Annotated in this window: 10 protein-coding genes and 1 pseudogene; 8 read left to right on the plus strand and 3 right to left on the minus strand. The window is 59.6% G+C overall.

Annotated features, from left to right (window positions below; genetic code table 11):
• The 4 genes and pseudogenes from VES88_18340 to VES88_18355 form a co-directional block, all read left to right on the plus strand.
• Positions 1-513 (plus strand): hypothetical protein (locus VES88_18340; protein HYN83445.1); only part of this gene is annotated, 513 nt, incomplete at its 5' end.
• A gap of 14 nt (positions 514-527) precedes the next feature.
• The gene (locus tag VES88_18345) at positions 528-782 is read left to right on the plus strand and encodes a hypothetical protein (protein HYN83446.1); all 255 of its coding nucleotides are present in this window, start codon (positions 528-530) and stop codon (positions 780-782) included.
• An 844-nt stretch (positions 783-1,626) separates the two neighbouring features.
• Positions 1,627-2,162 (plus strand): annotated as a pseudogene (locus tag VES88_18350) (reverse transcriptase domain-containing protein).
• A 120-nt stretch (positions 2,163-2,282) separates the two neighbouring features.
• Positions 2,283-2,666, plus strand: a complete 384-nt coding sequence (locus VES88_18355) for a group II intron maturase-specific domain-containing protein (GenBank protein ID HYN83447.1) — start codon at positions 2,283-2,285, stop codon at positions 2,664-2,666.
• Between the two features lie 296 nt (positions 2,667-2,962).
• Here the strand turns inward: VES88_18355 and VES88_18360 are convergent, their stop codons facing one another.
• Positions 2,963-3,628, minus strand: coding sequence for a tetratricopeptide repeat protein (locus VES88_18360; protein ID HYN83448.1), 666 nt, complete (start codon positions 3,626-3,628; stop codon positions 2,963-2,965).
• 604 nt (positions 3,629-4,232) lie between these two features.
• On the opposite strand from VES88_18360, the gene VES88_18365 reads away from it, so the two are divergent.
• From VES88_18365 to VES88_18380, 4 genes are read left to right on the plus strand one after another with little or no spacing between them, the layout of a single operon-like run.
• Positions 4,233-4,724, plus strand: coding sequence for a tetratricopeptide repeat protein (locus VES88_18365; GenBank protein HYN83449.1), 492 nt, complete (start codon positions 4,233-4,235; stop codon positions 4,722-4,724).
• On the plus strand, positions 4,721-6,493 hold the full coding sequence (locus tag VES88_18370) for a tetratricopeptide repeat protein (protein ID HYN83450.1): 1,773 nt from the start codon (positions 4,721-4,723) through the stop codon (positions 6,491-6,493). Before VES88_18365 ends, VES88_18370 begins: the two co-directional genes overlap by 4 nt.
• Positions 6,490-7,419, plus strand: a complete 930-nt coding sequence (locus tag VES88_18375; protein HYN83451.1) for a glycosyltransferase — start codon at positions 6,490-6,492, stop codon at positions 7,417-7,419. Before VES88_18370 ends, VES88_18375 begins: the two co-directional genes overlap by 4 nt.
• A gap of 26 nt (positions 7,420-7,445) precedes the next feature.
• On the plus strand, positions 7,446-9,083 hold the full coding sequence (locus VES88_18380) for a glycosyltransferase family 39 protein (protein HYN83452.1): 1,638 nt from the start codon (positions 7,446-7,448) through the stop codon (positions 9,081-9,083).
• A 9-nt stretch (positions 9,084-9,092) separates the two neighbouring features.
• Here VES88_18380 and VES88_18385 read toward each other — a convergent pair whose 3' ends face one another.
• Both VES88_18385 and VES88_18390 read right to left on the minus strand, forming a co-directional pair.
• Positions 9,093-10,319 (minus strand): hypothetical protein, encoded by a 1,227-nt coding sequence (locus VES88_18385; GenBank protein ID HYN83453.1) that lies wholly within the window; start codon positions 10,317-10,319, stop codon positions 9,093-9,095.
• Positions 10,320-10,399: 80 nt separating this feature from the next.
• Positions 10,400-11,983, minus strand: a complete 1,584-nt coding sequence (locus VES88_18390) for a hypothetical protein (GenBank protein ID HYN83454.1) — start codon at positions 11,981-11,983, stop codon at positions 10,400-10,402.
• Between the last annotated feature and the right edge of the window lie 387 nt (positions 11,984-12,370).

Consider the following 12,370-nt stretch of genomic DNA (forward strand, 5'->3'; position numbering starts at 1 on the left):
CGCCGGGTGCAACCGGAGCGACTGGTCCCACAGGTGCGACGGGTGATCCGGGCGCAACTGGAACAGCCGGAACGCCGGGTGCAACCGGAGCGACTGGTCCCACAGGTGCGACGGGTGATCCGGGCGCCACTGGAACAGCTGGAACGCCGGGTGCAACTGGAGCAACTGGAACAGCCGGAACGCCGGGTGCAACTGGAGCGACTGGTCCCACAGGTGCGACGGGTGATCCGGGCGCAACTGGAACAGCCGGAACGCCGGGTGCAACCGGAGCGACTGGTCCCACAGGTGCGACGGGTGATCCGGGCGCCACTGGAACAGCCGGAACGCCGGGTGCAACTGGCGCCACTGGAACAGCCGGAACGCCGGGTGCAACCGGAGCAACTGGCGCAACTGGCGCGACTGGCGCTGGAGCAACTGGAGCAACTGGAGCAACTGGCGCAACTGGCGCAACCGGTGCAACCGGAGCGACGGGCGCGACTGGTACTAACGGAGTCTCCGGCATCCAAGTCGTGACCGCCAGTACCACAATGGCCTCGAGCACGAACGAGGACGTGCTGGTGCAGGCGACAGCAACATGTCCGGCCGGGAAGCGTGTCACGGGCGGTGGGGGCGAAATCACCACGAGCAATACAGATATCCGGAGCCAGGTCGTGATGTTCCGGACATTCCCGACCCCCTCCCCAACATTCAACTCTTGGACGGCCTCGGCAGTTATCATCAGCGGCTTCAGTGGCCAGTCGGTCACGGTGACGACGTACGCGATCTGCGTGAACGCGATCTAGCCTGAACTGAAATCATGTGTTGAACCGCCTCCATGGCCCTTGGCCGTGGGGGCGGTTTGGCGTTTCGGTGTGCCCAGCATGACCATTCACTTGGAGGTGAAAGTCCTCTGGGGAGTTGATCGCAGCAACCCGAGCGAACCGCAAGGTGATGAGCGTGAGCGAGTCACTGAAAGAAGCGGAGTAGCGAGACCTGCGGGCCGACGAACAGGAATCGGATATGAGGCGTGGCCGACAAGGGCGAGCGGGCCGATGGCCGCAAAGCTCTCGCGATCAAGAGTCAGGCTGCGTAGATCCGGCGCTCGTGTAGGGACAGTGAATGGGATTACCTAGGGAGATCTCGCTTTACATCTGAAAGGGTGACGTAGCGTCGGGCAATTGACGCGACGGAGCGAGAAGTCAGCAGAGGCCATAGTAGCGGGGGACTTCGGGGAAGGTGGACCGCTCCACTCGCGAAGGGCCGAACAGAGAGGAGAGCGATACGACCGTGCACCACGCCGAGGTCATGCAGATGTCGAACGCTCAGTTCGAGCTGCCGCTGGAGGACAGGGGTGAAGCCCCGATAGGAAAGCGGAGCGGTGAAACCACGCTGGCGATGCGAGGAGACGTGCGCTCAGCAGACGACGACTTGCAGATGATGGAGCGAGTTGTCGGGCGGAGGAATCTGCTGCGGGCATTGAAGCGCGTGCAGCAGAATCAGGGAAGTCCGGGCGTGGATGGATTGACGGTGGAAGCACTCCCCGCCTATCTGCGTGAACACTGGGGGGTAATCCGCGGGCAATTGCTTGCAGGTCGCTACCAGCCGAGCGCGGTTAAGCGGTGCGAGATTCCGAAACCGGCCGGCGGGATGAGGCAGTTAGGCATTCCGACCGTGCTTGATCGGTTCATCCAGCAGGCCGTGTTACAGGTCTTGCAGCCAGAGATCGATCCCACTTTCTCGGAACACAGCTACGGCTACCGGCCGGGGCGGAGGGCACACGATGCAGTGTGTCAGGCGCAGCGGTATGTGCAAGGGGGCCGCAGATGGGTGGTCGATGTAGACCTGGAGAAGTTCTTCGACCGGGTTAACCACGATGTGCTGATGGGGAAGATGGCGAAGCGGATCGCGGACGCACGGGTGCTGAAACTCATTCGGCGTTATCTCGAAGCCGGAATAATGGTGAACGGGGTGGCGCTGGACCGGTACGAGGGAACGCCGCAAGGCGGACCGCTGTCGCCGCTACTGGCGACGTGCTGCTGGATGAAGTGGACAAGGAGCTTGAGCGGCGCGGGCACCGCTTCGTGCGCTACGCCGATGACTGCAATGTGTACGTGCGGTCGAAGCGAGCGGGGGAGCGCGTGATGCAGGGCTTGGTCAGACTGTACGTCAAGCTCAGGTTACGAGTCAACACATCCAAGAGTGCGGTGGCGCCGGTGTGGGAGCGCGCGTTTCTGGGCTACGGTTTCTGGGTAGCTCCGGGACGGGTGGTCAAACGCCGTGTGGCACCAAAAGCCCTGATGACAATGAAAGAGCGCGTCCGGCGGATCACGAGCCGGAACGGTGGACGCAGCATCGAGCGGGTAGTGGCGGCGCTGCGGAGTTACTTGGTGGGGTGGAAGGAATATTTCCGCCTCGCCGACACGCCCGCAGTCTTTGAGGACGTGGACAAGTGGCTTCATCGCCGGCTGCGCATGCTCATGCTGAAACAGTGGAAGCGCGGGCGGACCATGTATCGAGAGTTGCAGCGTCGCGGAGTCGGCGGAGCTGCTCTTTGGATCGCGGCACGCTACGGGCGAAGCTGGTGGCATGTGGCAGCGCACAAGGCGCTCAACATCGCTCTTCCGGGTCGGTACTTCGAGTCACTGGGCGTACCGCGCCTATGTATTCGCGAAACCTCAATACTCTGAACCGCCGGATGCGGACCCGCATGTCCGGTGGTGTGAGAGGGAAGTAGAGGAGCTATCCTCCTCTACTCCCTATCCCGATTCGTTGTCGCGCTCGTCCTGAATGTAGCCTTACCCAGATGCGGCATCCGCGGTGGCGTTGGGTATCACGCGATCAGCGGCGGAGGAGAGAGCAGCTGCAACGCCTTTTAATGAGAGGTATTCCCGCCACAAGCGCCACTGGAACTGCGGCCGCCAGCTACGCAGCGCCGATAGTCACCTTGTTGAAACTCGCTCATTCCGCTATGGCTCGAGCCTGTCTATCGCCCAAGCCTGGCCCTGGCTGTGTCGGCCGTCGCCCGGTCCTTGATCTTCTCGGCCATCGCGAGAACCTTTTCCCAATACGGTCTCGCTTCCGCTGACTTTCCGGAACGTCCGAGCGCGACTGCAATCTGGTAATTCGCACCATAGTGTGTCGGATTCCTTTCAAGCACCTTCCGAAACTGTTCGGCCGCCAGCGCCGGATCGTTCCGGGTGTACAAAAGGCTCAGCCCTTCACTCATCATCCCCGCCTCGCTGACCGTATCGGGTTGTGCCAAACGCATCCGGGCGGTCTGGGCGGTGACCGTATCCTTTACGCTTTCCGCTGCGCCAAGCACAACTATCCAGATCGCCCGGGCCTCGGCGGGTTTTCCGGCGCGGTCGAGAGCTGCCGCAAGCTGGAAGCGAGCACCATAGTGCGTTGGATTCCGCTGCAAGATCCCACGGAATACCTCCGCGGCTTTGTTGGGATCGTTGCGGTTGACGAGCTCAAGCCCCAGCGCCATTTGGGCAGCGTCTGAATTGAGGTCGGGCATCCCGGTCTGGGCCGAATCGCTGCTCGCGGGCGAGCGATCGCCACATCCCGCTACTCCCGAAGCGAGCGCGACAGCGGCGACGATCACCTTGCCGGGTGAGAGCGGGAAATGAGAAAAGAAGCGGATCATTGATCCCTCAGAATTTGGACAGACCGGTTAAAAGTAGAGACATACCGACTGAGAGGCGCAGTGGAGCGGACAGGCCGACCCATCTCGGTCAAGGTAACAACATAGGCAGTTTATCCCATTAGATGATTATTCCAATCGCCGTTAAAATTGGCGACCAATCCAGAATGACCGGCGCCACGGCTACTGGGTCACGTGGTGCGTTGAGCTTTTGACGTAAGCGACCCCGCCGGCGCGCCGAAGGCATGCTTCAGCGGGGCGACCTCTTAGCACGTGAGCAACGCGAAAGCCTTGAATAGATGATCGAGGCCCTCATAAAGGCCTCTTTCATTCCACGCTCTGCGATGCATATCAATGCCAGCGTCCGTTGTTTCATCGCATTTCAGAACTGCATCCTTATCATTTTGCTGTATGCGTATTGCGTCGAACCGCCGCCGAAACTCCAACCATATCAGGCGCATACTTACTAGCAAATGGGACCCCGGGGGCCAACCTGCCGGGGTTCTTCTTCACACGACCCGAGTACGGTCTCTGATTGCAATTTCGCCGGGCGCTTCTTATCCTTGCCCGATTCGCCTTTTTGACGCACTCAATCGGTAATCCTGCTATGCCAATAGAGCCAGATCGACAGCAATCCGAAGCGAACACTCCAGCTGCCAAACCCTGGTGGCAAAGAGCCGACGTCATCATTGCCGGCCTCATAGTCCTCGCTGTTCTCGTGTATATCGGCCGCGGCCGGGACAACAACCCGCAAACCTCAAACACGCCCGAACCGGTGCCGGCAGCTGCGACTCCGACAGCACCACCGCTGAGCAAGGAAGCTCAGGCAGCCTTCACGCAGGCCACAAACGAAGGGCTGAACTATTACTACAAGACCAAAGAGTACGACAAAGCCGAACAGTCGTTTCGCAAATCGATCGAGATCGCTCCTGACAACGCCGTGGGGTACAACAACCTTGGCAGCGCGCTGAACGATCAAAAAAAATGGGACGAAGCGATCATTGTCCTCAGTCGAGCCGTCGAGCTGGATCCCAACTTCGCCACCGCACGGAATAACCTCGCCTGGGCGCGCGCGCAGAAGGCTAAGCAGGGGCCGTGAGCCGGGAGGCTTCCCGCAGACCCTTCGTCGCTGCGGCCCTCGCCGCCACCGTTCTGATCCTCTCTGCGTATTCCAACTCCTTTCACAACGGGTTTCACTTCGACGAAGCATACCTAATAGTCAATAACCTGTTCATCCGGGACCTCGCGAACATCCCTCGCTTCTTCACGGATGCCCGGACCTTCAGCACCTACCTTCCAAACGCGAACTATCGGCCTCTAAACGCCGTCACGTACGCGTTCGACTACTGGCGTGCCGGCGGCTTGAATCCAGTGCAGTTTCACGTCACCCAGATCGTCCTGCTGCTGGCGACGGGAACGCTGCTCTGGCTGCTCTACCGCCACATCTTTCGCGACACCGGCGAGACCCGCCCGGCCGAAGGGGCCGCGCTGTTTGCGGCCGCGCTCTTCTGCATCCACACGGGCAATACCCAGACAGTCAACTACATCTCCGCCCGCTCCGAATTACTCTCGGGGCTCGGCGTGCTGGGCGGATTCATTGTCTACATCCAGAAGCCGGAATGGCGCCGGTATTACGTGTACCTGATTCCTCCTGCTGTTGGGGCACTGGCCAAGACACCGGCTGTCATGTTCGCGCCGCTATTTCTCGCCTACCTGCTGCTAATCGAACAGCAGCTCGCCCTTGCGGAAATATTCAGTCGGCGCGGCTGGCCGCAGGTGCGCAGCGTCCTCTTTCGCTCGGTGCCAGCGTTCCTCATGGCCGTCGTGATGTACAAATTCGTGGAGGGGATGAATCCCCCCGGCCAGACCTACGGCGGTGGAAGTCGGATGGATTATCTCGCGACCGAAACCTGGGTCTGGGTTCGGTACGTCCGGCTCTTCTTTTTTCCAAGCGGGTTATCAGCCGATACGGATCTCAAGCCGTTCACGAGCTGGCTTGATGCTCGCGTCTTCGCCGGGCTGGTGCTGCTCGCCGTGTCCGTTGTCTGCATGTGGCGCGCGTCGCGCAGCCGTGAGCTGCGACCGGTGGCGTTCGGGATCGCATGGTTCTGGATAGCTCTGGTTCCATCGTCCACGATCTTTCCCATCGGGGAGACCACTAACGACCACCGCGTTTTCTTCCCGTTCATGGGCTTCACCGCGGCCATAGTCTGGTGGGCCGTCGTGCTCTTCCAACGTGCGGCCAGAAAAAACGCGTCATTTCGACGCGCAATCGGAACGTTCGCATTGCCTGCATGCGCGCTGATCCTGGGAATTCACGCGATTGCTACCTACAATCGAAATCGCGTCTGGCTCAATGAAGAAACGCTTTGGGCTGACGTCACGATCAAGAGTCCGAGAAATGGACGCGGTCTCATGAATTACGGCCTCACGCAGATGCGACAGGGTCGTTACACGGTCGCGAGGGACTACTTCACGAGGGCCTACGTATTCAACCCCAACTACCCGACGCTGCATGTTAATCTCGGGATAGTCACGGACGCGATGGGCGACACAGCGGCCGCCGAGGGATGGTTTCTTCGCGCGCTGCACCTCGATCCGAACTATCAAGCGGGACACAGCTTTTATGCCCGCTGGCTCGCGCGTCACGGCCGCCCCAAGGAAGCCATTTCTCACCTCGAGCGAGCCGTTGTTCTCAGTCCCGGCGATCTTGAGGCGCGTCATGCCCTACTCGAGCTCTACGCGGCGACCGGCGATAACGCAAAGCTCGCTTCACTCGTCCGGGACATCCTGGCACTCGCACCAGGCGATTCCGTTGCCCGTGCATACGCGACGAGAATACCTCCGCAAGTGAACGATACACGATGAGCAGGCAAATCACCGAGTCTCCGCGTATTGCCGTGATCGTGCCTTGTTACAACGAGGAGGTTGCAATAGCCACGGTCGTGAAGCAATTCAAGGCCGCGTTGCCGAGTGCGACCGTTTACGTCTACGACAATGCGTCGACGGATCGCACTTCCGATGTAGCCAGAGCTGCTGGCGCCGTAGTCCGCTTCGAGCCGCGGAAAGGGAAAGGGAACGTGGTTCGCCGGATGTTCGCGGACGTGGATGCCGACATTTATGTCATGGTGGACGGGGATGCGACGTATGACGCCGGGTCTGCACTCGAGATGATCGATCGGCTCGCGAGCGGCAACCTCGATATGGTCGTCGCAAATCGCCAATCGGAGGCAGTGGCCGCATACAGAGCAGGGCATCAGTTCGGGAACCGGCTGTTCAACCGGATACTCGAGACTCTCTTCAACAGCTCGTTTCAGGACATCTTTTCCGGTTACCGGGCCTTCTCCCGCCGCTTCGTGAAATCCTTTCCAGCCGCGTCAACTGGTTTCGACATTGAAACGGAGCTGACTGTTCACGCTCTCGAGTTGTCGATGCCTGTCGGGCAGATTGAATCCCCGTATGGCGCGCGCCCGGAAGGCTCGGAGAGCAAGCTCCGCACGTACCGTCACGGCTCGATGATCCTCTGGCGGATCATGATTTTGTACAAGGAAGTGAGGCCGTTCCAGTTTTTCTCGGCGATCGCTCTCATGCTGGCTGTGACATCGACAGTGCTCGTGTATCCAATCGTGGTCACTTACATCGAGACCGGGCTTGTCCCTCGCTTTCCGACGGCAATTCTGGCAACAGGATTGATGATTCTGGCGTTCATCAGCATCACCTGTGGACTCATCCTGGACAGCGGCCGCCGCGGGAGGCGTGAAATGAAGCACTTGCTGTATCTCCAGCAGTCATAGGCATTCAAGCTGACGCGTTCTCCTGAATGGTGAGCTGGTTGCGCAGGCGCGATCCGTGGGACACAGCTACGCTGATTCTCCTCGTTGTGGTCGCCGTAATAATGTTCCTCACGTTTCGCGACTACGGCGTCTCCTGGGACGAGGAGTTTTCCAGAACGCAGGGCACCGATTTCCTCAGGTGGTACACGTCCGGCTTTCGTGATTACTCGATCATGCGGACTCAGTTGGACGAGTACCTGTACGGCCACTTCTTCAACACGATATCCATACTCGTCTCCGATCATTTGCCATTTGGCCCGTACGAGGGTGGCCATCTGGTAATCGCGATGACCGGGCTCCTCGGGATCTTCTTTGCCTACCGATTGGGCAGGCTTCTCGCCGGACCGATGGCGGGATTTCTTTCCGCATTGATCCTGACGCTCACACCGACGTACTTCGGCCACTCGTTCATCAATCCTAAGGACTTGCCATTTGCAGTCTTCTTTCTGGTGGCCGTGTACTATCTGGTTCGGCTCTACGACGAATTACCGGCCCCTCGAGCCCGAGCCGTCGTAGTCACTGGCATTGCGATTGGACTGGCTCTGGGCATTCGGGTTGGCGGAGTCATCCTGTTCGGATACTTGGTAGTGCTGGTCGGCTTGTGGTATCTGGTTCGGTACACTAGACAGCGCTCACTGAGAACAGCCATCGTAGCGACCGACGTTCGCGACACGCTTGTGGCCATGATCCTGATCGTCGCGCTCGCCTGGGCGGTGATGCTGGTCTGGTGGCCATTCGCGCAGCTCGATCCGATCGCGAATCCGCTGGCGGGCATCCAGAAAAGTGCGAGCTACAGTAGCGCCAAGTGGACGAATTTATACCAGGGCACTTACACCCCGGCCGATTCTCTCCCTTGGCATTATCTGCCTGTCCTGTTTCTGGTCATGCTCCCGGAGTATTACGTCGTTGGAATGGTTGCCGGCATCGCTGGTCTCGTGATGCTGATGATTCATAATCGGCATGGTGACGGCAAAGTGAAAACGGACGCCGTCGCCAAGCTCTTGTTCTGCGTGTTCGCCGCACTCTTCCCGCTGGTTGTCGCACTCGTGGTGCGCCCCGTCGTGTACGATGGGACGCGGCTGTTCCTATTCGTCATACCGCCGCTTGCCGTGCTTTCAGGAGTGGCCATATGGTGGCTTCTTTCGCGGGCGCTCCCGCCGATATCAAGGATGGCGGCAGCCTTGCTTCTCGTAGTCATTGCCGCGGCGACAATCATCGACATGGTAAGGCTCTACCCGTACGAGTACGCGTTCTTCAACCGGTCGTCTGGAGGAATTCGCGGGGCCTACGGCCGATTCGAGACAGAATACTGGGGAGTATCGTACAAGGAAGGGGTCGACTGGCTCAGCAAGAATTACAGGCCTGACGCTCCGCCTGCGTCGATTCGTGTCGGCAACACGAGCAACCCATTTCTCACAGGATACTATTTTTCCGCCGACCGACCATCCACCCGGCGCTTTGTCCAGGTCGGACTCGACCAGAATCCGAACGTGATTCTCTCGATCACGCGGTGGAATCAACATCTCAACTATCCGGGCAGGGTATTGCACGTAGTCGAACGAATGGGAACGCCCTTGCTCTACGTGATCGAAACGAACCCTGCAATCGAGGCACCCTCGTCGTGAGCGTTCCTGCTACTGCGGCTTCTCCTGCAGAATCACCTCGAAGTGCTGACGGGTCGCTCTTCCGTTTGCTGGCACCCCCAGATCGTCATCAGGACCCAGTATTACTTCAAGTACCTTGTATCCGTCTTCACCTCCATCCTCGAAGCTGCGGAAGTACGCGTCCTTGAATCCGAGTATGTGTCCGAACTCGTGAACGAGAGTGCCGTGCGCGATCGAATGGGGCCCCAGAATGATGCTCCGTCCGAATAGGTAGGTAAGATTACCGCCGGTAGTGAGCACCGCGCCGTCAGGAGGGAACCGCTTGACGTGCTCGGGAATTACAATGTGCGCTCCGTTCGCCGGCACTTCTCCATTCGGATATAGCTGCGAAGGCCGCACGCGGCGCACATCCAGCATCACCCGGAACTCGTCCTCGCCATCCCGCACGTACCACCCATCCTCGATCGCGGCGCGTGCCGATTCGACGAAAGCAGAATCAACGATGTCGGTGTACAGGGGAACTGAAAGGATCCATTCGTGTGCACTCGGGTGATCGCGCCGCACAAAATCCGGAGTTGCTGATTTTCGAATTGCCTCAGCAATCCGCCGCGTGAGCGAGTCGGCCCGGGCCCGCAGCATACTGTCGCGATGTTCCCCAGCATGTGACAACGAGTCCAGAAGCGCCTGACGTGTCACCACATCATCCTGGAGGATTCGAGCGTCCCTGTAGCGTTGCGTAAATCGCGCGATTTCGCTCTGCCACAGTCGATTGTACTGAACCGTGCTCGCCATCAGCTTCTGGCCGTCAACGAGCTTCTTGTACTCATCGACGATCAGCTGGTACTGGTTGCGTCGGGCGTCGCTATCCGCCCGCACCGCATTATCGAGCCTCGCTTCAAGAGCGGATAGCCGCTGCTCTCCGCGACTGACCATGCTGTCGGTGCGGCTCCAGCTAAAGGGGGAGAGCGTAAAACGTGAAGCGCTTCGGGCCGGGGGCGGATCCGCCTTCAGGATCGGCAGTATCTGATAGCCGAAGGGAACGGGCGCCGGCGGCATGATCGCCTGCCGAAGCTCGGGTGCGTCCTTGTCCAGTGTTGAGCCGAACGTGTTGAAGAAGCGCTCCAACCGTTCCCGATGGACTTGATACCGCTGCTCCACTTCATCACCGCGGCGAAGATAGGGCGCGCGCGCTAGGGTGGTTGGCGTCGCCGCGGATGGCGTGCCATCAGTTTGCGCGGAAGCCTCCGCAGCTGTCACGGGTATCAACCACAGAACCACTATGCGTGCGCGATGACAGCTTCTACCGCACCTCGATCGCAATGGCTCAGGGCTGATGGTCAGCACGAAGGTGGGATCTCGAACACGTTGTAGTTCTCGTTGATCATTGCGCCGAACGACGAGAATACGAGCTTTCCTCTGTCGAAGAGCCTTGAACGCTCTGCATCGTTCCACCTGAACACGGCCGGCGGATAATTGACGGGCGTTTGGCCTGCGGGGTCGGTGAGCAGGTTGTATGGTCCGATCGCCAGCAGAACCGGCTGACCATTGGCGCATGCCAGGCTATCAGCCAGATCAACCAGCTCTCCGAGCCCGAGGTTTAGCTTGCGGCGAATACCACGATCAAAATGGGCGCGATAGTCGAAGTTTCGCTGCCGCGGCATAAACACTCGGTTCCCGACATAATAGGGCATCGGTTCCATCATGAAGTCGGGCTCGCCTGCAAGAATAGCATTCCGGAGGTGGGGACTCTGGCGGATGAAGGCTGCGAATGCTTTGCTCGATGACACGGGTCGGTCTATCTCGCTTTTCGCTATCCAAGGCAGCGCCGCGGTCTGTACGACGAGAAGCGGGATCAATCCAAGCGGAATCGAGCTAGCGCGCTCGGGCGCGTTGCGACGCTGTGCTTCCGCGGTCGCGATCCAACACAAGGAGATCAGTATGAACGCGAGGAATCCCTCGTGTCTGAGCCCTCCTCCATAAACCAGACGGAATAGCACCTCGAAGCCAAACACCGCCAGGATCGCCGCGGTGAGGCACGGGAGATTTCGGCGTAGTGACCACGCGATAGAGGCAAGTGCAATATCGACAATTACACGAGACGCGAGCTCCGGGTTCATACCAACACTCGCCCACGGAATCTGTTCGGCAGCCGCGATGTTCGTGCCTCCCCATCCCATGAGAGCCAAGCCAGGATCCGAAAGAATCGTCGCGAGAACATCGGTCACGCGCAGCTGGCCAACCGAGAATGCGTACGACATCTCAGGCGGCGGATGGGCGCTCCATAAACCGAAGGCCGCTCCGCCAACGGCGATACAAATCGCTGCGACCGACGACCTGGTCAGGAGGAAGGGCCTGTGGGCCGGGTTGAAAAAATCCATCAGCCACACCAGCAGGAGCAGAAGACTGGCGACGGCAGCATGGACGCTTGTATTAGCGAGCAGCAGGAGGATAATGCCAAGTCGAGTCGGCTGTCTCTTTCTGGTTGAAAAAAAGATGCAGGCCGCGAACATTAGCAGAATGCCGAGGCCATAATTGCGCGACATCACACTGTATTCGTATCCGAGGAACGCGCCGAAGATTGCGAGAACTCGCATCCAGAACGGGAATGGAGCAAACCGCAACATCAGAAATGCAGCCGCTGCGGCAATCGCGAGAGATGCGACCGGCAGGACGAGCGTCGAATGGGTCAGGCCGTATCCAATCCGCAGTATCGCGTACCAAAGGATCGGATGTCCGTCCTCCTGGCTGTCGTGCAAGAGCTGCAACCAGGACCCGGCATTCGTCGCGACCGAAAAAGCACGGACCTCATCACGCCACATCTCGTGCTGCGTAGAGACGGCTGCGGTAAATGCGACAAACGCGACGAGCCACGGCCTCCAGTCGTGCTTGTGTGGATCGGTCAGGGCTTGTGGTTGGGTCAAGAACCGCGGCCGACTGGTTGGGGGCATGAAATCTGGACACCAGAGGCACCCGTGCGCCAGAATACCCCATGCCGTGGAACCGATGAGACAGCGATGACTTCAGCCCCTATCCCGATGCGGCTGTCGCTGATCGTGCCGATATACAACGAAGAGGCGGCGATCGACGAGCTCCGAACACGGCTTGTCCGGTGCTGGACCCGCTCGGGACGTTCGAGGTCATCCTCATAAACGACGGCAGCAAGGATCGCTCGGCCGAAATGCTCGACGAACTTTGCGCGAGCGACCCGCGATTCACCGCTCTCCACTTTTCCCGCAACTTCGGCCACCAGGCAGCAGTAACCGCGGGGTTGCATGCATCGACGGGCGAGTGCGCGGTGATCATCGACG

Source organism: Gemmatimonadaceae bacterium (assembly GCA_035633115.1).
In the GTDB taxonomy this organism is placed as follows: domain Bacteria; phylum Gemmatimonadota; class Gemmatimonadetes; order Gemmatimonadales; family Gemmatimonadaceae; genus UBA4720.